The sequence below is a fragment of the Streptomyces botrytidirepellens genome, assembly GCF_003721215.1.
In the GTDB taxonomy this organism is placed as follows: Bacteria; Actinomycetota; Actinomycetes; order Streptomycetales; family Streptomycetaceae; genus Streptomyces; species Streptomyces himastatinicus.
This window is the reverse complement of the sequence record NZ_RIBZ01000004.1, coordinates 1-22,998: the sequence shown is the minus strand read 5'-3', so window position 1 is coordinate 22,998 and position 22,998 is coordinate 1. Positions and strand designations below refer to the sequence as shown.

General features: G+C 72.7%; 25 protein-coding genes. 19 read left to right on the top strand and 6 right to left on the bottom strand.

Annotated features, from left to right (window positions below; genetic code table 11):
* Positions 1-702: 702 nt before the first annotated feature.
* Positions 703-2,007 (bottom strand): amino acid deaminase, encoded by a 1,305-nt coding sequence (locus EEJ42_RS00145; protein ID WP_184502858.1) that lies wholly within the window; start codon positions 2,005-2,007, stop codon positions 703-705.
* A 140-nt stretch (positions 2,008-2,147) separates the two neighbouring features.
* Between EEJ42_RS00145 and EEJ42_RS00140 the strand changes: the two genes are divergently transcribed.
* The 4 genes from EEJ42_RS00140 to EEJ42_RS00125 all read left to right on the top strand — a co-directional run bounded on the left by EEJ42_RS00140 (position 2,148) and on the right by EEJ42_RS00125 (position 6,256).
* Positions 2,148-3,254 carry a sugar kinase gene (locus EEJ42_RS00140; protein WP_123097998.1) on the top strand — a complete coding sequence of 369 codons (1,107 nt, stop codon included), beginning with the start codon at positions 2,148-2,150 and terminating at the stop codon, positions 3,252-3,254.
* The gene (locus tag EEJ42_RS00135) at positions 3,251-4,114 is read left to right on the top strand and encodes an IclR family transcriptional regulator (RefSeq protein WP_123097997.1); all 864 of its coding nucleotides are present in this window, start codon (positions 3,251-3,253) and stop codon (positions 4,112-4,114) included. Before EEJ42_RS00140 ends, EEJ42_RS00135 begins: the two co-directional genes overlap by 4 nt.
* On the top strand, positions 4,111-4,524 hold the full coding sequence (locus tag EEJ42_RS00130) for a RidA family protein (RefSeq protein WP_123097996.1): 414 nt from the start codon (positions 4,111-4,113) through the stop codon (positions 4,522-4,524). The genes EEJ42_RS00135 and EEJ42_RS00130 overlap by 4 nt, the downstream gene beginning before the upstream one ends.
* Positions 4,525-4,783: 259 nt before the next feature.
* A complete protein-coding gene (locus EEJ42_RS00125; RefSeq protein WP_123097995.1) occupies positions 4,784-6,256 on the top strand; it encodes a GntP family permease in 1,473 nt (490 codons plus the stop codon).
* 65 nt (positions 6,257-6,321) lie between these two features.
* On the opposite strand, the gene EEJ42_RS00120 is transcribed toward EEJ42_RS00125, so the two are convergent.
* The gene (locus EEJ42_RS00120; protein WP_123097994.1) at positions 6,322-7,692 is read right to left on the bottom strand and encodes a M14 family metallopeptidase; all 1,371 of its coding nucleotides are present in this window, start codon (positions 7,690-7,692) and stop codon (positions 6,322-6,324) included.
* Between the two features lie 125 nt (positions 7,693-7,817).
* Between EEJ42_RS00120 and EEJ42_RS00115 the strand changes: the two genes are divergently transcribed.
* Positions 7,818-8,663 (top strand): S1 family peptidase, encoded by an 846-nt coding sequence (locus EEJ42_RS00115; protein ID WP_123097993.1) that lies wholly within the window; start codon positions 7,818-7,820, stop codon positions 8,661-8,663.
* 85 nt (positions 8,664-8,748) lie between these two features.
* Here the strand turns inward: EEJ42_RS00115 and EEJ42_RS51615 are convergent, their stop codons facing one another.
* Positions 8,749-9,060 (bottom strand): hypothetical protein, encoded by a 312-nt coding sequence (locus tag EEJ42_RS51615; protein WP_123097992.1) that lies wholly within the window; start codon positions 9,058-9,060, stop codon positions 8,749-8,751.
* Between the two features lie 72 nt (positions 9,061-9,132).
* Positions 9,133-9,423, bottom strand: coding sequence for a hypothetical protein (locus EEJ42_RS51610; RefSeq protein ID WP_221179291.1), 291 nt, complete (start codon positions 9,421-9,423; stop codon positions 9,133-9,135).
* A 41-nt stretch (positions 9,424-9,464) separates the two neighbouring features.
* On the opposite strand from EEJ42_RS51610, the gene EEJ42_RS51605 reads away from it, so the two are divergent.
* The 14 genes from EEJ42_RS51605 to EEJ42_RS00040 all read left to right on the top strand — a co-directional run bounded on the left by EEJ42_RS51605 (position 9,465) and on the right by EEJ42_RS00040 (position 21,898).
* Entirely contained in the window at positions 9,465-9,692 is a 228-nt protein-coding gene (locus EEJ42_RS51605; RefSeq protein ID WP_221179290.1) for a hypothetical protein, read from the top strand.
* A gap of 252 nt (positions 9,693-9,944) precedes the next feature.
* Positions 9,945-10,847, top strand: a complete 903-nt coding sequence (locus EEJ42_RS00100; RefSeq protein ID WP_123097990.1) for a hypothetical protein — start codon at positions 9,945-9,947, stop codon at positions 10,845-10,847.
* A 27-nt stretch (positions 10,848-10,874) separates the two neighbouring features.
* Positions 10,875-11,579, top strand: a complete 705-nt coding sequence (gene cpaB / locus EEJ42_RS00095) for a Flp pilus assembly protein CpaB (RefSeq protein WP_123097989.1) — start codon at positions 10,875-10,877, stop codon at positions 11,577-11,579.
* Positions 11,580-11,614: 35 nt separating this feature from the next.
* The gene (locus tag EEJ42_RS00090; protein WP_123097988.1) at positions 11,615-13,369 is read left to right on the top strand and encodes a CpaE/TadZ family protein; all 1,755 of its coding nucleotides are present in this window, start codon (positions 11,615-11,617) and stop codon (positions 13,367-13,369) included.
* Between the two features lie 14 nt (positions 13,370-13,383).
* Complete coding sequence (locus tag EEJ42_RS00085) at positions 13,384-13,788, top strand: TadE/TadG family type IV pilus assembly protein (RefSeq protein ID WP_246095921.1); 405 nt, start codon at positions 13,384-13,386, stop codon at positions 13,786-13,788.
* Positions 13,785-15,158 (top strand): TadA family conjugal transfer-associated ATPase, encoded by a 1,374-nt coding sequence (locus EEJ42_RS00080; protein ID WP_123097986.1) that lies wholly within the window; start codon positions 13,785-13,787, stop codon positions 15,156-15,158. Before EEJ42_RS00085 ends, EEJ42_RS00080 begins: the two co-directional genes overlap by 4 nt.
* Before the next feature lie 4 nt (positions 15,159-15,162).
* Positions 15,163-16,101, top strand: coding sequence for a type II secretion system F family protein (locus EEJ42_RS00075; RefSeq protein ID WP_123097985.1), 939 nt, complete (start codon positions 15,163-15,165; stop codon positions 16,099-16,101).
* An 11-nt stretch (positions 16,102-16,112) separates the two neighbouring features.
* Positions 16,113-17,006, top strand: a complete 894-nt coding sequence (locus EEJ42_RS00070; RefSeq protein WP_123097984.1) for a DUF5936 domain-containing protein — start codon at positions 16,113-16,115, stop codon at positions 17,004-17,006.
* A 271-nt stretch (positions 17,007-17,277) separates the two neighbouring features.
* On the top strand, positions 17,278-17,442 hold the full coding sequence (locus tag EEJ42_RS50525; protein ID WP_179936527.1) for a hypothetical protein: 165 nt from the start codon (positions 17,278-17,280) through the stop codon (positions 17,440-17,442).
* Between the two features lie 8 nt (positions 17,443-17,450).
* Positions 17,451-18,137, top strand: a complete 687-nt coding sequence (locus EEJ42_RS00060; RefSeq protein ID WP_123097982.1) for a pilus assembly protein TadG-related protein — start codon at positions 17,451-17,453, stop codon at positions 18,135-18,137.
* 36 nt (positions 18,138-18,173) lie between these two features.
* The gene (locus EEJ42_RS00055) at positions 18,174-18,767 is read left to right on the top strand and encodes a hypothetical protein (protein ID WP_123097981.1); all 594 of its coding nucleotides are present in this window, start codon (positions 18,174-18,176) and stop codon (positions 18,765-18,767) included.
* Positions 18,768-18,775: 8 nt separating this feature from the next.
* Positions 18,776-19,393, top strand: a complete 618-nt coding sequence (locus tag EEJ42_RS00050) for an OmpA family protein (protein WP_123097980.1) — start codon at positions 18,776-18,778, stop codon at positions 19,391-19,393.
* A 707-nt stretch (positions 19,394-20,100) separates the two neighbouring features.
* A complete protein-coding gene (locus tag EEJ42_RS00045; RefSeq protein ID WP_184502857.1) occupies positions 20,101-21,402 on the top strand; it encodes an ArsB/NhaD family transporter in 1,302 nt (433 codons plus the stop codon).
* A 7-nt stretch (positions 21,403-21,409) separates the two neighbouring features.
* Positions 21,410-21,898 carry a universal stress protein gene (locus EEJ42_RS00040; protein WP_123097979.1) on the top strand — a complete coding sequence of 163 codons (489 nt, stop codon included), beginning with the start codon at positions 21,410-21,412 and terminating at the stop codon, positions 21,896-21,898.
* 19 nt (positions 21,899-21,917) lie between these two features.
* On the opposite strand, the gene EEJ42_RS00035 is transcribed toward EEJ42_RS00040, so the two are convergent.
* The gene (locus tag EEJ42_RS00035) at positions 21,918-22,328 is read right to left on the bottom strand and encodes a cold shock domain-containing protein (protein ID WP_123097978.1); all 411 of its coding nucleotides are present in this window, start codon (positions 22,326-22,328) and stop codon (positions 21,918-21,920) included.
* A 56-nt stretch (positions 22,329-22,384) separates the two neighbouring features.
* Positions 22,385-22,768: a DUF192 domain-containing protein gene (locus EEJ42_RS00030; protein ID WP_123097977.1), complete on the bottom strand. Its 384-nt coding sequence runs from the start codon at positions 22,766-22,768 to the stop codon at positions 22,385-22,387.
* Positions 22,769-22,998: the final 230 nt, after the last annotated feature.

Here is a 22,998-nt window from a genome sequence, read left to right as displayed (position 1 = left end):
CGGGTCCCCGCACCCCGACGCCCGGAAGCCGGGGCGGGCCCCTGCGGGTTCCCTGCCCCCGGGCGAGGGCGGGTGGCCCGCCGGGCCCGGGTCGGGCTGCTTGGCTCCGTACCGGGCCGGGGGCGGGAGGCCCCGCCCTCGGTTCCCGTGGGCTCGCAGGTTCCCAGGGCCCCGGTCGGCGCCCGCCGGGCTCCGGCTCAGGTTGCCGGGCGGGACCCGGGGCCGGGCTGCCCGGCCGTCGGCCGGGGCTTCCGTCTCCGGCCCCGGGGCGGGTCCCGAGCCCCGCACCGGGTGAGGGCGGGTGGCCCGCCCTCAGCTCCCATGGGAACCCATGCGGGCTCCCCAACCCTGGCCCTGGGCCGAGGTGGGGGCCCGGGTCGGGCTGCCCGGCTCCGGTCCGGGCTTCCGTCTCCACCCCGGGGTGAGGTCCCGGGCCCCGCCCCCGGCGTACCCCCGCTGGGGCTCCGGCCCGGGAGCCGGACGGGCCGGGCTCCCCACACCCCGGCCCTTGGCCGAGGTGTGGGCCCGGCTTCGGGTTGACCAGCCTCGGCCCGGGTTTCCGTCCCGGCCCCAGGGCNGACCAGCCTCGGCCCGGGTTTCCGTCCCGGCCCCAGGGCGGGGCGCCCGGATCGGCGCCGGGCGGGCGCCGTCCCATCGCGGCGGGGCCCCGGGGCGTAGACCCGGGAAGGGCGGGTGGGTGGGTCAGAAGAACGTGCGGATGTAGTCCGTGACCGTCCCGTCCGCCTCCGCCAGGGGGATCATCTGCCACTTGTCGAAGCTGGTGCAGGGGTGGGAGAGGCCGAGGGCGACCCAGTCGCCGACCTCCAGTTGGGCGCCCTCCGCGACCGTGACCCAGGCGTGCTGGTCGGAGAGGCCGGTGATGACGAGGCCGTGGGCGGGGCGGAGGGAGCCGTCGTGGGCGGAGCGGACGAGTTGGGGTTCGGGCAGGTGGAGGTCGTACGCGGCGTCCCGCTTGCCCGCGTTGAGGAAGGCCTGGCCGGGTTCTGGGCTGGAGACGACCTGGGCCCAGAGCCGGAAGGCGGGCTGGAGGTCGCCCTCCTCGGGGATGCGGTTGAAGGGGGTGATGTGCTGGTAGTGGCCGTCGTCGTGGGAGACGTACGCGCCCGAGCGCAGCAGTTTCAGCACGGGCCGGGAGAGCGCGGGCAGCTCGGTGAAGACGTCGGCGACCGCGTCGAACCAGGCGCTGCCGCCCGCGCTGACGACGATCTCCTCCACGCCCTCGAAGCGGCCCGCCGCGTCGAAGTCGGCGGCGAGGGCGGTGAGGCGGCGCAGCCAGGCCCGTACCCGCTCGCCGTCCGCCTTCGGCACCTCGCCCTCGTAGCCCGCGACGCCGACCAGCCGCAGCGTCGCGGCGGCGGACACCGCGTCGGCGACCGTGGCGCACTCGGCCTCGGTGCGGACCCCGGTGCGGGCGCCGTCGCCCGCGCCCAGCTCGACCACGACGTCGACGGGCCGCCGGGCCCCGGCCCGGCGGAGGGCCGCCTCCATGAGTTCGACGCCGCGTACGGAGTCCACGTAACAGACGAAGCGGAAGTCGGGGTCGGCGTCGAGTTCGGCGGCGAGCCACGTCAGGGCGGCGGCGTCGACGACCTCGTTGGCGAGGAAGATCCGCTGGATGCCGAAGGCCCGGTAGATCCGTACGTGGGAGGGGACGGCGGCGGTGATGCCCCAGGCGCCGTGGGCGAGCTGGCGCTCGAAGAGCTGCGGGGCCATGGAGGTCTTGCCGTGCGGGGCGAAGGCCAGACCGTGGGCGGCGGAGTAGCGCTCCATGGCGAGGAGGTTGTGTTCCAGGGCCTCGGCCGACAGGGCGAGTACGGGGGTGGTGAAGCCACCGGTGAACAGGTTGCGGCGCTCGGCGGCCAGCTCGGCGAGCGTACGGCCCTCGGCGTCCGGCGGCAGCCCCTTGAAACGGTGGTCGGCGCGTTCCTGCGCGAGCCCGGCGACGGCGGGGTGCATGGCGGCGTGCTCGCGGTGGTCGGTGGCCATGGAGGCGCCTCCCGTACATTTCTGGTTGCATTCTATGCAACGTTCATTGCGTATAACGCTTAGCGCTGTTTAACATCCGGCCAAGCACCGGGTCAACGGTGTGTGCCGTAACCCCCCCAGCGCAAGGAGCGAGTCCGATCGTGCCTCCAGCCCCGAGTGTCGACGTCGTGTGCCTCGGCGAGTCGATGGTGACCTTCGTGCCGTCCCGGCCGGGACGGCTCGCGGAGGTGCCCGCGTTCGCGCGGGGGATCGGCGGGGCCGAGTCCAACGTGGCATGCGGTCTTGCGGGCGCCGGGCACGGCGCGCGCTGGGTCAGCCGGGTCGGCACGGACGGATTCGGCGACCATCTGCTGACGGAGATCGCGGCGGCCGGGGTGGACGTCAGCGGCGTCCAGCGCGATCCGCGCCGCCCCACCGGCATCTACTTCCGTACGGCGGGCGAGCGGGCCGTGGAGTCCGAGCCGTCCACAGAAGACGGCGGCGCGGAGCCGCTCGCCGAGGTCGTCTACTACCGCGCCGGATCCGCCGCCGCGGCCATGTCCCCGGCGCTCATGCCGCGCGAGCAGACCTGGTCCGGCCGGATCCTCCACCTCACCGGCATCACCGCGGCCCTCTCCGCCGACTGCCTCGCCCTGATGCGCGAGCTGACGACCCGCGCCCCCGGCCGCCCGCTGGTCTCCTTCGACCTCAACTACCGCGTCTCGCTGTGGGAGGACCCCGAGCGGTCCCCGGACGAGGGGCCGTCCGTGCTGCTCGACCTCGCCCGCGGCTGCGACCTGGTCTTCGTCGGCGAGGACGAGGCGGAGGCCGCCTGGGGCATACGCGGCGGCGCGGCCGCGATCCGCGAGGCGCTGCCCGAGCCGGACGTGCTGGTGGTCAAGCAGGGCTCCGCCGGGGCCACCGCGTACGCCCGCGGGGCGGACGGGGCCGACACCGTCACCTTCGCGCCCGCCCTGCGCGTGGACGTCGTGGCCCCGGTCGGCGCGGGCGACGCCTTCGCCGCGGGCTTCCTGTCCGGCACCCTGCGCGGGCTGCCGATCGCGCAGCGGCTGCGCCACGGCCATCTGATGGCGGCGGCCGTCCTCACCGTCCCCGGCGACCTCTGCACCCCGCCGTCCCGTGCGTACGCCGACCGGCTGGTGACGCTGGACGACGCCGAGTGGGGGACACTGCGATTCGGCCCCGGCTGGGCAAACCCGGCGCAATCGGGGCCCGATACCGCGGTGGTGGAGGTAACCGACCCATGAGCCAGACCGTCGACCGAGCACTGAGCATCCTGCCCCTGCTGGCGGAGGGACCCGCCAACCTGGAGCAGGTCGCCTCGCGGCTCGGCGTGCACAAGTCGACCGCGCTGCGGCTGCTGCGCACGCTGCACGAGCACGGCATGGTCTACCGCCAGCGGGACCAGCGCTACCGGCTCGGCGCCCGCCTCTTCGCGCTGGCGCAGGAGGCGGTGGAGAACCTCGACGTACGGGAGATCGCCCACCCCCATCTGGTCGCGCTCAACGAGCGGTGCGGACACACCGTGCACCTCGCGGTGTACGAGGAGAACGAGGTCCTCTACATCGACAAGGTGGAGAGCCGCTACCCCGTGCGGATGTACTCGCGGATCGGCAAGCCCGTCGCGATCACGGTCGCCGCCGTCGCCAAGCTGCTGCTGGCCGACCTGCCGGAGGCCGAGCGGCGGGCCCTGGCCGAACGGCTCCCGTACCCGGCGTACACGGCCCGCTCCACCCCCAACGCCACCGCGTTCCTGAAGGAGCTGGAAACCGTACGGGAACAGGGCTGGGCCACCGACCTCGGCGGCCACGAGGAGTCGATCAACTGCGTCGGCGCCCCCATCCGGGGAGCGGACGGCCGGGTCGTCGCCGCGTGCTCGGTGTCGGCGCCGAACGTCGTCGTCACCGCGGACGAACTGCTCACCCTGCTCCCGGCGGTGCGCCGCACCGCGGAGGACATCAGCCGGGAGTACTCGGGCGGCGCCCCGGCCTGGCCGTCCGACGGACTGTCCGACGGACGAGGAACAGCCGAGGCACCGCCCGAAGTTACCCCCGAAGCAACACCCCCAGTAACACCCGAGAAGAGAGCCGAGGATTCCTCCTCATGACCGAGAAGCTCCAGAAGACCGCGATCACCCCGGCCACCCACACCACGCCGCCGGCCAAGTTCTCGCACGGCGTCAAGAAGGGGAACATCCTCCAGGTCGCCGGTCAGGTCGGCTTCGGCCCCGCGGTCCCCGGTCAGGCCCCCGCCCCGGTCGGGCCGACCCTGCGCGAGCAGACCCTCCAGACGCTGCGCAACGTGCAGTCCGTGCTGGAGGAGGGCGGGGCGAGCTGGGAGGACGTGGTGATGATCCGCGTCTACCTCACCGACACCGGCCACTTCGCCGAGTTCAACGAGATCTACAACGAGTTCTTCGCGGACCTGAAGGAGGCCCCGGCGGCCCGTACGACGATCTACGTCGGACTCCCTGCCGGGCTGCTCGTCGAGATCGACGCCCTCGCCGTCCTCGGCTGAGCACCCCCTTTTTTTCGGGTGGTTCGCCTCCGGGGCGCAAAAACCGGTGTCGACGGTCGACACCGTCGCGCCCCTTCGGATCACCCCCTGAACGCCCGCGGCGGGCGGGGTATCCAACCCCCGCCCGCCCCGGGACCCCCCACACCCACCGTCGACGTCGCCGGGACCAGACCCCTGATCACCCGCACCCCGATCACATCCCCCGCGCGCGGCCCCCCGCCGTGCGGCGATACGCCCTACCCATTTTCCGGAGTCCTCCATGCTTCTCGCGGCCGCTCCCGCTGCCGAGACCCCACCCCACACCGGTGGCCTGCTCGCGATCATCCCCGGCACCGCCGGTCTGCTGACCGTCGCCGTCCTGGGCATCGCCCTTCTGCTCTACCTGATCATCAAGGTCCGGCTCCAGCCCTTCATCGCGCTGCTCGCCGTCTCCATAGCCGTCGGCCTGGCCGCCGGGCTCTCGGTCACCGAACTCTTCGGCACGGTCCAGAAGTCCGACGCCGTCTCGCTCATCGAAACCGGCATGGGCGGCATCCTCGGCCACGTCGCCATCATCATGGGCCTGGGCACCATGCTCGGCGCGATCCTGGAGGTCTCCGGCGGCGCCGAGGCGCTCAGCTCTCGTCTGCTCGGCCTCTTCGGGGAGAAGCGCGCCCCGCTCGCCATGGGCCTCACCGGCCTCATCTTCGGCATACCCGTCTTCTTCGACGTCGGCATCTTCGTTCTCGCGCCGATCGTCTACGCGGCCACCAAGCGCAGCGGCAAGTCGATCGTGCTCTACGCGATGCCGCTGCTGGCCGGACTGTCCATGACCCACGCCTTCCTGCCGCCGCACCCCGGCCCGGTCGCCGCCGCCGGACTGCTCCATGTCGACCTGGGCTGGGTCATCCTGATGGGCATCCTCGTCGGCATCCCGTCCGTGCTCGCCGCGTGGGCGTACGCCGCCTGGATCGGCAACCGCCTCTTCGTCCCCGTACCGCAGGACATGCTCGAGGCGGCGGAGGAGGCCCGGGAGGCGGTCGAGGCCGAGCAGCGCGCCGCCGGCAGGCAGCCCGCGGAGCAGCCGGTGTCGGTGGGCACGGTCCTTGCCATCATCGGTACGCCGCTGATCCTCATCCTCTTCGCGACGTTCTCCTCCATCGCGTTGGACCCGAGCACCGGCCGCTCGGTCATCGAGTTCTTCGGCCACCCCTTCGTGGCGCTGACGATCGCCCTGCTGCTGGCGTACTACCTGCTGGGCATCCGGCGCGGGTGGTCCCGCAAGTCGCTGGAGACCGTCTCCACCACCTCCCTCAAGCCCGTCGGCAACCTCCTGCTGATCGTCGGCGCGGGCGGCGTCTTCGGTGCCGTCCTCAAGGGCAGCGGTGTCGCCCAGGCCCTCGCGGACGCCTTCGACAGCGCGGGCCTGCCGGTCATCCTGCTGTCCTGGCTGATCTCCGTGGTGCTGCGGGTCGCCCAGGGCTCGGCGACCGTCGCCATCGTCACCACCACGGGGATCGTCTCCCCGATGCTGGCCTCGGGCGACTACTCACAGGCCCATCTGGCGCTGGTCATCATGGCGATCTCGGCGGGCTCGATCTTCGCCTCGCACCTCAACGACGGCGGCTTCTGGATGGTTGCGAAGTACTTCGGGATCTCCGAGCGGGACACCCTGAAGTCGTGGACCGTACTGGAGTCCGTCCTGTCGGTGGCGGGCTTCGCGGTGGCGGGCCTGCTGAGCCTGGTGATCTAGCCCCTCTCACCGAGCGGGTGTGCCCCGGGGCCCGCAGCGGCCCCGGGGCTCCCGGTCGGTCGGCGTCAGCTGGTCGCGCAGTACTGCGCTTCCTTGCCGATCGACCGGTACATGCAGTCCGCGTTCTCCAGCAGTTGGAGCACCGCGTCCTTGTTACGGCTCGTCTCGCGCTCGATCACCTCGTCCGGCGGGTAGAAGCCGCCCGCCCCGCTCGACGTCGGGTACATCTCGAACGTGTACGCGAACACCTTCTGGTTGCCCCACAGCCAGTCGTCGATCGTCCCGTCGGTGATGTAGAGGTCGCTCGACTGCTCGGGGGTGTAGCCGTTGCTCGCCGCCAACTTCCGTCCGATCGCGGCGAACGCGTCGTGGTCGTCCTGGGTCATCCCGGTCGCGGTGTCGCTGTACGTCCAGCCGAACGGCCACAGCACCAGCTCGCTGTAGGTGTGGAAGTCGATGGCGGCCTTGAGCTGCTGCTTGCCGCCGACGACCCGGCTGCGCGCGAAGTCCGCGACGACCTTCACCTCGGGGGCCGACTCGGCCCTGGCGCCGCGGTAGGTCTCGGAGCCCGCGGATCCGGAGGAGCCGCCGCAGCAGCCCCACTTGTAGTCCCAGTTGCGGTTGAGGTCGGTGCCGACGGCGGAGGAGCCGGAGTTGGGCTGCCGGTTCTTGCGCCAGCTGCGGTAGCGGCCGGTGGCGATGTCGTACTCGCCGCCGTCCGGGTTGAGGTCCGGGACGATCCAGATCTCGCGGCCCTTGACGATGTCGGTGATGCGGGAGTCGGTGCCGTAGCCATCGGTCAGCTGGTGCAGCAGGTACAGCGCCATCTCCACGGTGAGGTGCTCACGCGCGTGCTGGTGGTGGGTGAACAGCACCTCGGGCTCGGCCTCGTCCGCGGCCACGTTGTCGCTGATCTTCAGCGCGACGATGTCCCGACCCTCGTACGACTTTCCGATGACGCGCTTGCTGAGAATGGCGGGGTACTTGGCTACGGCCGCGTCGATCTCGGCGCTCATCTCGGCGTAGTTGTGGTACTTCGAGTCCGCCGACGGGAAGTCGAACGGCACGGCGCCCCGGCCCTTGCCGCGGTCCGCCGGACCGGGCAGCTCGGTGAGCCGGTAGCCGAGCGCGCGCAACTTCCTGACCTGGGCGGAGTCGGCGGTGACGACGACGGAACGGGCGTCCGTCTCGTCGATGGAGACGCCGGTGGCGGCGACGGTGGCGCGCTCGGCGGCCGTGGCCGGGCCCGCGACCTCGTACTGGCGCACGTTCTCATCGTCGGCGCCCGGGTGGGACGCCGGGTCGGCCGCCGCATCGGCCGAGGTGGCACGCCCCGGGGCCGGATCGTCGGCCTGGGCCGCGATCGGGGCGGCGAGGGCGAGGGACAGCAGGGCGGCGAGGGCGGTGACCCGTCTGCCGCGGGTGCGAAGTCGCATAACTGCTCCTGGGGGGTGAAGGGCGAGCGACTGCTGCGCCAGTGTTCGGCCATGCGCATGACACGGTCAAGGGAGGGAAATGGTCGAAGCCGAAGGAACTTCTCATCGAGGGAAGGAACCCCCCTGTGAACAGACCTCTCGTCGGCGCGCTCTCGGCCCTCTTACTGGGCGGCGCGACCCTCGTGGGCGCCGGTGCAGCCCCGGCGGCCGCCGCCTCCTCCCACCCCCGGGCCGCGCAGGCGGTCGACTTCGCCGGAACGGTCGCGCTCAGCAACTGCTCCGGCTCGGTCGTACGGACCGCGAAGTCCGCCGACACCGACCCCGCGCTCGTCCTCTCCAACGGGCACTGCCTGGAGAGCGGCTTCCCGAGCGCGGGAGAGGTGATCGTCGGCCAGTCGTCGAGCCGCAGCTTCACCCTGCTGAACAGCTCCGGCGGGAGCGCGGGCACGGTGCGGGCGAGCAAGATCGCGTACGCGACCATGACCGACACCGACGTCTCGCTGTACCAGCTGACCTCGACGTACGCACAAATACAGCAGAGGTACGGCATCAAGGCCCTGCAACTGTCCGAGAGTCGCCCGGCCCAGGGCACCAGCATCAAGGTGGTCTCCGGCTACTGGAAGAAGATCTACTCCTGCAATATCGACGGATTCGCATACCGTCTTAAGGAGGGCGAGTGGACCTGGAAGGACTCGGTCCGCTACACCTCCGCCTGTAACACGATTGGCGGAACGTCCGGTTCACCCGTCGTCGACGCCACGACCGGCACGGTCCTGGCCGTGAACAACACGGGCAACGAGGACGGGGCGCGCTGCACCCTCAACAACCCGTGCGAGGTCGACGAGAGCGGGGCGGTGACGGTCCGCCAGGGCATCAACTACGCCCAGCAGACGTACGGGATCACCAAGTGCGTGACCACCGGAAACAAGATCGACCTCAGCCTGGCCGGATGCGCGCTGCCCAAGCCGTGACGTAGCGCGGGGGCTGGCCCCACCACGGTCCGGGGGCGGGCGCCAGTGCGCCCCCGGACCGCTCGCACAAAGCTGAAGGCCCTTGTCACGACACCCCGCGGACGGCGGCCGCCGCCCCGGCCGCCCAGGGCCGTGGCGAACTGGTGTCCGTCAAACGGCTGTACACGCTGGCCACCCCGCGCAAGGTCGCCGCCGAACGGCGCTCCAGCGGGTTCGACGCGGGCGCGGTCCGGTACGGCGTCGACGCGTACCGGCTGGAGTACCGGACCGTCGACCCGCACGGCCGCCCCACCACCGCGAGCGGACTGCTCGCCCTGCCGCGCGGGCACAAGGGCACGCTGCGCGCGGTGTCCTTCGCCCATGGCACCGGCAGCCACAAGAGGGACGCGCCGTCCATGCGCCGGCACGGCTTCCTGCCCTCGTCGTCGCTCACCTACGCGTCGGCCGGGTTCGCCGCCGTCGCGCCCGACTACCTCGGCATGGGCACCGGCCCCGGGCTCCATCCCTGGATGGACGTCCCGTCGGAGACCACGGCCTCGCTCGACATGCTGCGCGCCGCCCGCGCCGTCGTCCCCCTGGAGCGGAAGGTCGCGGTCACCGGCTTCTCGCAGGGCGCCTCGGCCGCGCTGGGGCTGGCCCGCTCGCTCCAGGCGGGCGAGGACCCGTGGTTCCGGCTGGGCGCGCTGGCGCCGGTGAGCGGGGCGTACGACTTCGGGGGGACGGAGCTGCCCGCGCTGCTCGGCGGGGAGCTGGAGCCCAAGTCGAGCGTGGTTCGCCGCGGCGCTGCGGACGGCCGACAGCGTGTGCGACGACTGGGCGCCGCGGGTGCCGACGCGGCTGTACGTGGCGGGCGGGGACCAGGAGGCGGCGGTGGAGAACACCGCGGTCTGCCGGGCCGCGCTGCAAGGCCGAGGGGCGGACGTCCCGGTGGTCGACGTCGGCCCCGTCGACCACCAGAAGTCCCGCCACCTCGGCTCGAACGTCGCCGCGACGGCGTCGATCGTGCGCTGGCTCAGCGACCTGCCGTAGTTACGGGAGGCCGTGGACCTTGGGGCCGACGGTCTCCGCGACCAGCGCATACGTGCCATGGGCTTGACCCCCGCGCACCCGGCGGGGGAGGCGGCAGCCGCACAGGGAGCCCGCACAGACCAGGAGGGCGTAACTCAGAGGAACTGTTCTCTCACGCGGCTTTCGTGGATAAAGTGACGATGCACCAGCCAGGGGCAGTTAACGACCTGCGGCCGCCGCCGCTCGGCGAGGACGTGAGACGGGGTAGCCGACGTGCCCACCGCGATAGCAGTCACCAGCCGTGAGCTGGTGCTTCCACCGCCCGACGGGCAGACCCCGTCGGCCGTAGTGCTCCGCCCGCCGGAGGAGCAGTCGCTGGACGACGCGCTCGCCGAGGTCGGGGCGCTCCTCGAGTACCAGGGCTATCTGGTGGCGCTCTATCCCGCCGCCACCCCGCCGCCCTTCATCCGTAGGCTGCACACCGTGCGTTCGGTCCTGGAGAGCGACCGGATGGCGCTGTGCCCGCTCGAACTGCCGCCGCTGGCCGTCGCCGTCATCGCCCGTCAGCTGCGCCAGCTGTCCATGTCCGACTTCAGCCCGGGCGTGCTGGCCTGTTCCGCCCGGCTGCTGGCGCACTACGTGCACGCGGGCGCGCTGCTGGGCAGCGTCGCCCGGCTGGACCGGGTGCCGGTGAGCCTCACCTCGCACGTCAAGTCCTGGATGCCGGGCGCCCAGTTCGCGGTGCTCGCGCACCCCGACCCGCAGCTGGTCAAGGTGGGCGGGGGCGGTGCGCTGCCCGGGCCCGCGTACGCCACCCACATGACCGTCGCACGCGGCCAGCTCACCAGCCACGGCCATGGGACGGCCCCGCGCGACGACTGGGTCACCGGGGCGCTGGCGCCCTCCTGGGGCGTCGGGGACGTCCAGGAGGTGCCGCTGCCCGCCGCGTCGGCGCACTGGTGGGGCACCCCGAAGCTGATCGAGTTCGCGGCCGCCATCCCGGACCTCTCCGTGCTCTACCAGCTCGTGGCGTCCGTACGGAGAGAGGAGTGCCACTGGTGCGGCTTCGAACTCATCGGGGACCGCTGCGCCTTCTGCTCCTGTCCGGTGCCACGCGGCGATGAGATTCCCGCCCTGACCCAGTCCGCCGAGCGTCCCGCCCTGACCAGCCGGTAAACGTCCCACTCACGAGGTTGTCCGTCCATGAATTCTCGCCAGCGCCGCGGAGTCATCCTGCTGGTCCTGTCGGTCCTGTGCGCCGGTGGCGCGTTCGCCGGAGTGCTCTCCGTCGTCAACGACGTGGAGTCCAAGGTCGGCCCCGAGACGACCGCGTACAAGCTGAAGGGGAACGTCGAGGCGTACGAGGCCCTGGACGCGGGGGACTTCGAGAAGGTGTCGATGCCCGAGCGCTGGGTGCCCTCCACCGCCGTCACCGATCTCTCCGAGGTGCGCGGCAGGATAGCCGCGACCAAGCTCAGCCAGGGGTCGCTGCTCCAGACGGACATGGTCGCCAAGCGGCCCGCGCTGAAGGCCGGACAGCAGGAGATCGCCATCATGATCGATGCCGCGACGGGCGTCGCGGGCAAGATCACCCCCGGTGCGAAGGTCAACATCTACGCCACCTTCGAGGGCAAGGCGCAGGGCGAGGCGTCGGTCTCCAAGCTGATCGTCGACGACGCGGAGGTCATCGACGTCGGCAAGCTGTCCGCGCTGAAGCCGGACGAGGACGACGAACGGCGCATCGACCAGGCCGTGCCGATCACCTTCGCGCTCGACACCAAGGACGCGCAGCGCGTCGCGTACGCCGAGTCCTTCGCCTCCCACGTACGGCTGGCCCTGATCGGCCCGGGCGTGGACGCCCCCGTCTCGCCGCGCGACCGCACCTACACCCTCGACGGCGACAAATGACCCCCGTGAACCTGAGTGAGTGAGGAGGTGCCGCGGTGACGATCAGAATCCTCCCGGCCGTCGGCGACCCCGACGCGGCCCGCGCCATCGGCGGGCTGCTCGGCCAGCTGCCCGGTGTCGAACCGGCGGCGCCGGTGGGCGACTCGACGCGGCTGCTGGACACCCTCGCCGCGCTGGCCGCCGTCTCGCTGGAGGACCTGCCCGAGGTCGTCCTCGTCCACGAGCGGATCGGCCCGTCCCCCGCCCTGGAGCTGATCCGCGAGGTCGCGCTGCGCTTCCCGGCGGTGGGCGTGGTCCTGGTCACCGGCGACGCGGGACCGGCCCTGTACTCGGCCGCCATGGACGCGGGCGCGCGCGGCATCGCCGGGATACCGCTGGTGTACGACGAGCTGGCGGCCCGCGTCCAGGCCGCCGCCCAGTGGGCCACCGGCGTACGGCGCCACCTCGGAGGCGGCGGCGACGTGGCCGCCACCGGCCCCGGCGGCACCCTGGTCGCCGTCGCGGGCGCCAAGGGCGGGGTCGGGACGACCGTGACCGCCGTCCAGCTCGCGCTGGCCGCGCGGGCGGCGGGCCGCACGGTCGCCCTGGTCGACCTGGACCTCCAGTCCGGCGACGTGGCCTCCTACCTCGACGTCCAGTTCCGGCGCTCCATCGCCGACCTGGCCCAGATCACCGACATCTCGCCGCGGGTGCTCCAGGACGCGGTCTTCACCCACCACACCGGGCTCGGGCTGCTGCTCGCGCCGGGGGAGGGCGAACGCGGCGAGGAGGTCACCGACCGGGCGGCCCGGCAGGTCGTCGGCGCGCTGCGGACCCGGTTCGAGCTGGTCGTCGTCGACTGCGGTACGCAGATGACCTCGGCGGGCGCGGCCATCGTCGAACAGGCCGACACCGCGCTGCTGGTGACCACCCCGGACGTGGTCGCGGTGCGGGCGGCCAAGCGGATGGTGCGGCTGTGGGACCGGCTCCAGATCCGCAAGGCCGAGGAGACCGTGACCGTCGTCAACCGGCACACCCGCAGCGCCGAGATCCAGCCGCAGCTGGTCGCGCGCGCCACGGGAACGGCGGTGGCGCGCACCGCGATCCCGGCCGGGTTCAAGGAGCTCCAGCCCGCCGTCGATTCGGGCCGCATGCAGGACCTGGACGCCAAGTCCGCCGTCAAGCAGGCGCTGTGGGGGCTCGCCGGGGAACTGGGCCTGGTCGACGGGGCGCAGGGCACGCCCCCGCCCGGCCGTCGCGCTCCCCACCGGGGCGGGCCCGCCCAGGGCGGCGACCGCTCCCTGCCCGGGCTGCGGCGGCGCCGTGCCATAGGAGCGGGGCAGTCCGACGACGGTGACGGCGGCGACGCGGGCCCCGGGACCGACGCCCTGAACGAGATCCCCCCGTCCGGCACCGGCCGTTTCCTGCGCAAGCGGGGCAACGACCGCGGCCAGGTCACGGTCGAGTTCATCGGCGTCCTGCCGCTGGCGCTCATCGTGCTCGCGGTGATCTGGCAGCTCGTGCTCGTCGGCTACACGTACTCGCTCGCGGGCAACGCGGCCGACAAGGGGGCCCGGGCGGGCGCGGCCGGGGGAGCCGCCGCCTGCCAGGCCGCGGCGCAGGACGACATCCCCGGCTCGTGGAGCGCCGACATCGACTGCCCGGGCGCGGGCGACGGCGCGGTGTACCGGTCGACGGTGCGGCTGAACGTCCCGATCCTGTTCCCGGGCGCCGCCGACTTCCCGTGGACGGTGACCGGTTCGGCGGGCGCGTCGGACGAGACGGAAACCGCGGCGGGCACGGGGCAGTGAGGGGGCGTACAGCGATGACCCGACGGACAGGGACCGGGCGGGACCGGGGGCAGGCGTCGATCGAGTTCCTCGGCTTTCTGCCGATCCTGATCCTCGTCGCGCTGGCCGCCGTCCAGCTGGGGATCGCCGCGTACGCCGTCCAGCAGGCGGGCACGGCGGCGCGGGCGGCCGCGCGCACGGGCTCCCAGGACGAGCCGGGCACCACCCCGGACGCCGCCGGGAAGGCGGCGATCAGCGGCTGGCTGGCCGACGAGACGACCATCAGCGACGGCGACTGCAACGGTGACGAGGCGAGCGCGACCGCGTCCGTCGAGATCCCCTCGGTCATCCCCGGCTTCGACATCTTCGGCAGCGCGGAGAGGAGCGCCACCATGCCGTGCGACGACGGATCCCTCCAGGCGGCGGGAGGGCGGCCATGAGCCTGCGGGCCCGTATCAACGCGCCCGAGGGGCCCGCGGAGGGCCGCCAGGACGGGCACCTCGTCGCCGTCTACCGCGCCAAGCTGCTGGAGGAGATCGACCTCGCCGAGATGTCCTCGCTGGCCGCCGCCGAGCGCCGGACCCGGCTGGAGCGCGTCCTCGGCCACATCATCAGCCGCGAGGGCCCGGTGCTGTCCACCGGCGAACGCTCCCAGCTCATCCGCCGGGTGGTGGACGAGGCGCTGGGCCTCGGCGTGCTCGAACCGCTGCTGGAGGACACCTCGATCACCGAAATCATGGTCAACGGGCCGGACCAGATCTTCGTGGAGCGGGCGGGCCGGGTGGAGCTGGTGCCCGTCCGGTTCGCGTCCGAGGAGCAGCTGATGCAGACCATCGAGCGCATCGTCTCGACCGTCAACAGGCGGGTGGACGAGTCGAATCCGATGGTCGACGCCCGCCTCCCGTCCGGCGAGCGCGTCAACGTGATCATCCCTCCGCTGGCGCTCACCGGCGCCACCCTCACCATCCGCCGCTTCCCGCGCGCCTACACCCTCAGCGAGCTGATCGGCATGGGCACGCTGGACGAGCAGATGCTGATGCTGCTGGCGGCGCTGGTGCGGGGCAAGTTCAACGTCGTCGTCTCCGGACCCACCGGCTCCGGGAAGACCACCCTGCTCAACGCCCTCTCCGGGCTGATCCCGGACGGCGAGCGGATCATCACCGTCGAGGACGCGGCCGAACTCCAGCTCCAGCAGACCCATGTCATCCGCCTGGAGTCCCGGCCGCCCAACGTCGAGGGCAAGGGCCGGATCACCATCCGCGATCTGGTCCGCAACTCGCTGCGCATGCGCCCCGACCGCATCATCGTCGGCGAGGTGCGCGGCGGCGAGACCCTCGACATGCTCCAGGCCATGTCCACCGGCCACGACGGCTCGCTCGCCACCGTCCACGCCAACAGCGCCGAGGACGCGCTGATGCGGCTCCAGACGCTCGCCTCGATGTCCGACGTGGCGATCCCGTACGAGGCGCTGCGCGACCAGATCAACAGCGCCGTGGACTGCATCGTCCAGCTCGTCCGGCACGCCGACGGCTCCCGCCGGATCAGCGAGATCGCGCTCCTCGACAGCCACGGCCACGAGGAGTACCGCATCGCCACCGTCTGCCGCTTCGACGCCCAGCCCATGGGCGCGGACCGGATCGTGCACGGGCAGTTCTCGTACTTCCCGCTCCCGGAGCGGGTCGCGGAGCGGCTGCGGATGGCCGGTGAGGCGGTGCCGCCCGCCTTCGGGGTGGCCGCCTTCCCGGCGCAGCTGACCACGCGGGGCGCCGCGTACGACACGGGCGCGTACGGCGCGCGGGACGGGAGGTAGCCGCATGGACCGGCTCGCCATGTTGACGCTCGGCACGACGCTGGTGTGCGGCGCGCTGGGCGTCGCCGGGGTGCACGCCTACGCCCGGGGCACGGACCGGCAGCGCGAACTGATCGACCGGCTGTCGGAGTCGGGCGCCGCGGCACCGGCCGGGCGGTCGCGCCGCTTCGCCCGCGTGGACCGGCGGCTGCGCACCACCTCCCTGGGGCGCCGGCTGGAGCTGCGGCTGGCGGCGACGGGCCTGGACGTCACCCCCGGCGAGTTCTTCGTCTACACGGCCGCCGCGGCGGCCGGGCTGTGGGTGCTGGCGGCGTCGCTGCTGGCCTCGTTCTTCGGCCCGATCGCGGCCGTCATCGCCGTCTGGTCGGCGTTCGGGTTCCTGGGCTGGCAGCGGCAGAAGCGCATCGAACGCTTCATCAACCAGCTGCCCGAGCTGTCCCGCATCCTGGCCAACGCCACCCAGGCCGGGCTGGCGCTGCGTACCGCGCTGAGCATGGCCGCGGACGAGATGGAGGCCCCGGCGGGCGAGGAGCTGTCCAAGGTCTCCGCCAAGCTGGCGGTGGGCCACTCGGTCGACGACGCGCTGGGCGAGCTGGCCGAGCGCCTGCCGTCCCGGGAGCTGGTGGTGCTGGTCACCACGCTGGTGCTGTCGAACCGCGCGGGCGGGACCGTGGTCAGCTCGCTGCGCAACCTCACCCACACGCTGGAGGAGCGGAAGGAGACCCGGCGCGAGGTCCGCACCCAGCTCTCCCAGGTGACCGTCACCGCGTATGTGGTGCCGCTGATGGGCATCGGGACGCTGCTGCTGATGAACCGGATCTCGCCGGGCTCGCTGGACCGCATGACCTCGTCCATCTGGGGGCAGGCCGCGGTGATCGGGGCCTTCGCCCTGTACGGGATCGGCTTCTTCCTCATCCGCCGCATGTCGAAGATCGACGTCTAGGGGTACCTCGCATGGGTTTCGGACTGCTGCTGGCGCTGGCCGCGGGGCTGTCGGTGGCGGGCATCGCGTACGGCATCGCCCTGTACCGCAGCGAGGCCAAGCTGCCGAGCGACCTCGCGGTCGCGCTGGAGGTCGGGGCGACCCGTACGAACGCGGTCGGCTCGGCCGTCGACCGGCTCGGCATGCGCTACGCCCCGCTGGTGCTGCGGCTGATGGGCGAGAAGCGGGTGGCCCGGGTGCGCCGCCGCATCGATCTGGCGGGCCACCCGGGCGGACTGACGGTCGACCGGTACGCGGCCCGCCGGGCGGTGTACGGGATGCTCGGCTTCGGCGGCGCGCTGGTCATGCTGATGAAGGGCCAGCTGCTGCTGGCCGTGCTGCTCGTCGTCTTCGGCCTGTTCTGGATCGAGGTCGGGATCTGGGCGGCGGTGCGGGAGCGCAAGGACGCGATCGACCGGACCCTGCCCGACTTCCTGGACGTGCTGGCGGTCGTGGTGAGCGCGGGACTGGGCTTCCGGCAGGCGCTGGACCGGGTGTCGGAGAAGTACGAGGGCCCCTGGGCGGATGAACTTCGCATCACACTTCGGCAAATGGACATGGGGGTCAGCAGGCGCCAGGCGTTCGAAGAACTGCGGAAGCGGAACGACTCCGAACAGGTCGCCCAGTTCGTGACCGCGCTTCAGCAGGGCGAGGAACTCGGCGCTCCGATCGTCGAGACACTGATCGCCATCGCGAACGACATGCGCCGTACGGACGCCCAGAACGCCCGGCGCCGCGCCGCCCGCGCCGTCCCCAAGGCGACCATGGTGATCACCACCTTCATGGTGCCGGGGACGATGGTGCTGCTCGTGGCCGGGTTCTTCATCGGCTCCGGCACGGACTTCGGTTCGGTCACGGGAGATTGACGGTCATTTGGGCGAATATGCTTCGCGATCGCAATCAGGTGTGGGACAGTCGTCGGCGGGACTCCTCGGCGGCGGGAGGGGGTGAGACGGATGGGCCGCGGCAGCGGACCCCCGCGCGCAGGGTTCGAACACCGTGTATCGGGAAGGCAATGCCCCCTGGGACACTGTTCCGAGGCAACTGTTTCGGCGTACTTTGCTCGTGTCGCGAGCGACACCACGGGGGTTGAGTCGCCGGACCAGAGTGGGACGGCCACCCATGGAGGGGAACACGATGGGGAAGCGCGTTATGGGGAACGACCGGGGGCAGACCTCGATCGAGTACCTGGGGATCATCGCCGTGGTGGTCGCCATCGTCCTGGTACTGGCGACAACGGACTTCGGAAGCATGATCGCAAACGCGATCTCCGACAAGATCGCTCAGGTCGTCGGCATCTGACCGAGCGCGTGAAGGCTCGCGGATACCGCAACAGCGACGCCGGGCAGGCCTTTCCGATCTACCTCACCGCGGTCGCGGCCCTGCTCTTCCTCGCCCTCGCCTTCTTCGCGGTGGGCCAGGCCGGGGCCACCCGCAACGGCGGACAGACCGCCGCCGACGCGGCCGCCCTCGCCGCCGCCCAGGACTACCGCGACCAGCTGGGCACGGCGCTGCTGGAGGCCGTGGCGGACGGCAGCGCGCTGGATGACCTGCTGAACGGGCGGGGGATCGGCGTGGGTGACGCGTGCGAGCAGGCCGAGGGGTTCGCCCAGCAGAACGGCGCGGACGTAACCGGCGACGGCTGCGTCCCCGGCTACCTGCCCACGTCCTTCACCGTCACCGTCAAGACGCAGAAGCCGGTGGGCAAGACCGTCATCCCCGGTACGGAGAACCAGTACGGCGAGGCGAAGGCCAAGGCGGTCATAGGTCCGCGCTGTACGCTCCAGCCGCCCGACGAGCCGTCGCCCACCCCGACGCCGACTCCGACGGGCGACGAGGACGGAGACGGCGGCGGAGGCGGGAACGACGGCGGCGACGAGGGCGAGAAGCCGTCCGTCGCCCTGCTGTGCGACGGCAGGACAGTGACCATCGACCCGGCGCACCCGGAACTGCTCCCGGACGTCAAGGACCTGTTCTCCGTGCACCTTGCCGACTGAGCGACCGACGAGTAGACGAGCAAAGGACAGCGAGCGATGAGCATTCGGCACACGACGAAGGCCCGGAGGGGGGCTGCCGCGGCGGCGCTCGCAGCGGCCCTGGCCCTCGCCGTGGCCGGGTGCGGCAGCGGCGATGGCGACGGCGGCGGCAAGGAGGACGGCTCCCCGCAGAAGTCCACCGAGGCCAAGACCGACGACGGGCAGGGGGAGACGGAGCCCGCCGCGGACTCCAAGAAGGTCATCGGCGAGATGAAGGGGCCGAAGAACATCGTCGTCACCCTCCACTCCGCGGAGCGCGACAGCGGCGGCTTCGTCACCGTCAACGGGACGGTGACCAACCGCGGCAGCACGCTGTTCAACCCGATCGACTGGCGCTCCCCGGAGGTGGAGCTGGCCAAGTCCCGTTCGTCCGTGTCGGGCGCGACCCTGGTCGACATGAAGGGCAAGAAGCGGTATCTCGTGCTCCGGGACACCGATGGCCAGTGCCTGTGCACCACGGGGCTCTCCGGGATCAAGCAGAACGAGAGCCGGCCGTTCTTCGCGCAGTTCCCGGCCCCGCCCAAGAGCGTCACGGAGGTCGACTTCCAGCTCCCGACCATGCCGTCCGTCAGCATCAAGCTCTCCGGGTGAGCCCCGCCATGACGACACGGACGACGGCCCGCCGCAGCGTAACGGCCCTGGCCTCCCTCGCCCTCATCCTCACCACCCCGGCCCTCACCGCCCCGGCCCGCGCCGACAGCGGCCCCGGCGCCCCCGCCGACACCAGGCCGCCCCTCAAGATCGACGCCGATGACCCCGACCTGCGGATGCCCGAGGGCGCCAAGCTGGCGGCCGGGCGGGTCCTGGACATCAAGTCGGTCGTCGAGACGGACGACGGCGACGAGCGGCGCGAGGACACCAACACCAAGGTGAGCTTCGCCCTCCAGGCCGAGGTGCTGTTCGGCAAGGACAGCTCGAAGCTCGGCTCCGAGGCGAACGCCCGTATCCAGCAGATCGCGGACGAGGCGGAGCGGCAGGACGCCAAGAGCGTCCGCGTCTTCGGCTTCACCGACAACCTGGGCTCCGCCGCGCACGGCCTCGAACTGTCCCGCAAGCGCGCCGACGCGGTGCAGCAGCGGTTGGCGGACAGCCTCGACTCCTCGGTCGCGTACCAGATCCGCGGCTACGGCGAGCAGTACCCGATCGCGGACAACGCGACGGAGGAGGGCCGCAAGAAGAACCGCCGAGTAGAGGTCAGCTTCCCCCGCGGCAGCTAGGGCGCATCCGCGAAGTCCGCCGGGCCCGCTGACCCAGCTACCGCTGGGAGGGGCCCTGACGTTGCGGGTCGACCGACGCTGGTGTTTCCCCACCCCGCCCCTTCCCGAACCAAGGGGCTCCGCCCCTGGACCCCGACCGCGGGGGTGGTCTTGGGGCTGCGGCGCCCGTGCACCGCCGGTGCTGCACCCCGCCGCCGCCGGGGCCGCCGTGCGCGTGCACGTCTGGGGCTGCGCCCCAGCCCCTCGTGCGCGCTGCTGCGCACTCCCCTCCCGGGCTGCGCCCTTCGCCGGGCCGCCCCCGCCCCCGCCGGGCCCTGCCAACGAGCCGCCGGGGCTGCCATGCCCGTGCACCGCTGGGCCTGCACCCCAGACGTGCGCAGCTGCTGCGCACGCCCTGCCCTCGCCGGAGCAGGGGCGTAGGCCCGCCCCCGGGCCCCGCCCCGGAAGCCGCCGGGGCTGCGCCCTCGGGCCGCGCCGAGGCCGTTGCCCCAACCCCCGTTGACCTCCAGCCCCTCCGGCGTGGGGTCCGGGGCGGGATGCCCCACTTCCAGCCCCTCCGGCGATTGAGGAGCGGGGTCCAGGGGCGGAGCCCTTCCACGCGGCGGAGTCGCATATCGACAGGTGTGGGAAGGGGCGGGGTGGGGAAGGCACCCCCGCGGCGTCACCGGGCGTGGGGCGCGGGCGGGAGGGGAACCCGGGTGGGCCCCATGCCGCATCATGGGGGCGTCGTTCCACCCCGCGCGGGAGTCCCCCTGAATACCACCGTCGCCGAGATCCTCGCCGTCACCCTCCTCCTCGCCGTGCTGGCGTTCGCCGTCGCCCGCCCCCGCGGCTGGCCCGAGGCATTCGCGGCGGTGCCCGCGGCCGCGGTCGTGGTGGGGGCCGGGGCCGTGACGCCGGCGGCGGCGTGGGAGGAGACGCGGAGCCTGCTGCCGGTCGTCGGGTTTCTGGCGGCCGTGCTGCTGCTGGCGCAGATGTGCGCGGACGAGGGGGTGTTCGAGGCCGCCGGGCAGGCCGTGGCGCGCGCCTGCCGGGGGCGTACGGACCGGCTGCTGGGCGGGGTGTTCGCGGTGGCGGCGGCGGTGACCGCCGTGCTGAGCCTGGACGCGACGGTCGTCCTGCTGACCCCCGTCGTGTTCGCGACCGCGACCCGGCTCGGCGCCCGCTCCCGCCCGCATGTCTACGCCTGCACCCATCTGGCGAACTCGGCGTCGCTGCTGCTGCCGGTCTCCAACCTCACCAACCTCCTCGCACTGGAGGCGAGCGGGCTGTCGTTCACCCGGTTCGCCCTGGTCATGGCCCCGGCCTGGCTGGTGTCCATCGCGGTCGAATTCCTGGTCTTCCGCCGCTTCTTCGCCGCGGACCTGGCCGCCGGGACGACGAAGCCGCCGCCCGCCGAGTGGCCCCGGGTGCCGGTGTTCGCGCTGTCCGTGCTGGGGCTGACGCTGGCCGGGTTCGTCGTGACGTCGTTCCTCGGGCTGGAGCCCGCGTGGGCGGCGGGCGCGGGGGCGCTGGCGCTCGCGGTGCGGGCGGTGGCGCGGCGGACGACGACCGTACGGGGCGTGGTGGGCGCGGCGGGCCCGCTGTTCTGCCTGTTCGTGCTCGCCCTGGGCGTCGTGGTGCAGGCGGTGCTGGACAACGGCCTGGAGGCGGCGCTGTCCCGGGTGCTGCCGGTGGGGACGGGCCTGCCCACCCTGCTCGCGATCGCGGCCATCGCGGCGGTGCTGGCGAACCTCGTCAACAACCTGCCCGCGACGCTGGCGCTGCTGCCGATCGCCGCCGAGGGCGGCCCGGGCCCGGTCCTGGCGGTGCTGATCGGGGTCAACCTGGGCCCGAACCTCACCTACGTCGGCTCCTTGGCCACGCTGCTGTGGCGGCGTATCGTCCGCCACCACGGGGCGGACGCCGACTCCGGGCCGGGCGAGTTCACCCGCCTCGGGCTGCTCACCGTGCCGACCACGCTGGTGGCGGCGACGGTGGCGCTATGGGCCATGCTGGCGACGCTATGAGGAACTCATGATCGTGCTCATCTGGATCGCCGAGGGCACCTGGCAGTCCGCCGTGGACGCCGCCCGCGACCATCTGTCCGCGGACGCCGACGCCGAGGTCCGCCTGCTGTACGTCACCGACGACCGGGTGGCGGGCGCCGCGCACGGCGCCTTCGCCGGGCTGCTGGGGCGGGGGCGCCCCGGACGGGACCCCGGCGACCAGTTGGAGGAGCTGGCGGCGACCGCCGCGTCCGAGCTGTTGGACGCCGCCGCGGAGCGGCTGCACCGGCCCGTGACCCGGCTGCACCGGCACGGCCGGGTCGAACACGAGGTGGTGCGCGCGGCGGACGGCGTGGATCTGCTCATCTGCGCCCGCGACGGGGACCGCAACCGGCTGGGGCCGCACAGCCTGGGGCCCGCCGCGCGCTTCGTCGTGGACCATGCGCCCTGCGCCGTCCTGCTGGTGTGGCCCGAGCCCGCGCCCGGCATCGAGTCGCTGCCGCCACCGCCGCCCTGAGCGGACCCTCAGGGGTGACTCAGGACTCGATCCAGTTGTGCGCCTGGGCCAGCTCGATGACGCGCCGGCGCACCTGCTTGATCTGGTCGGCGGTGAGGCTGCCGCCCATGTCGACCAGCGTCTCGGTCAGCTCCTGCCGGAATTCGGCCACCGAGAGCACGTCGCACATCGTGTCGTCGCCGGAGTCCGGCGCGGGGGAGGACCGGATGACCGGGGCGGCGCCGCGCTCCAGGATGCGGACCTCGGACGCCTTGGGGCCCTTGTCGCCGTACTCGGGGATGAACCGCACCTTCGAACCGGGCTGGAACAGGTGCTTCTCGTCCAGGAGGTCGTTCGCGTGCATGAACACATCTTCGCCACCGTCGTCCGGGGCGATGAAGCCGTAACCGCGAAACTCGTCGAACCGCAGAATCTTGCCCGTCGTCGTCAACGTGCCACCCCTACCCCGTTGTACCTCTACCTCATGTACCTCATCGAACAGCGAGCTCAGCGTACAGAAGGCGGTGGAGCCGAAGAAGGGCCGGGGTCGACCGCGACCCGAACGCCCCGCCGCAGGCCCCACCCCTCCATCGCCCCCGCCTCGGCCTCCAGGACGTGGCGTGAAAACGCCCGTGGCAGCCCGAGCCGCCCGGGGCGCAGGGTGGTGACGGCTATGACGGTCATGCGCCGGTCGAGGTGGGCGACGTCGATGGCGAAGCGCATCCGGAAGGTGTGCACCCCGCTCGCGGGGGTCAGCAGGATCGCGCCGGTCAACCCGTCCCGGCCGAGCAGCCCGCGGGACCGGGCGCGGTAGGAGGCGGCGATCTCCAGCGGTACGTCCACACCGCCCGGGACGCGGAGCGTTCCGGTGCCGTCCCGCCAGCGGCCCATGCGCGTCCCCTTCATCACCCGTCGTCCACCCTTGGGATGAGTGTTCCACCGACGGGCTCTCCCGGCCCGCCGCTTCCGTAGGCTCGGGCCGTGCAACCGCTGCTGATCGCCCTCGCCGCCGCGTACGGCGCCGCCGCCGGGCTGCTGGTGCCGCGCCCGCTGTACCGGCTGGCCGTCGAGTCCGGGGAGCCGTGGCGCGCGGACTGCCCGCGCGGGCACGCGCTCACCGG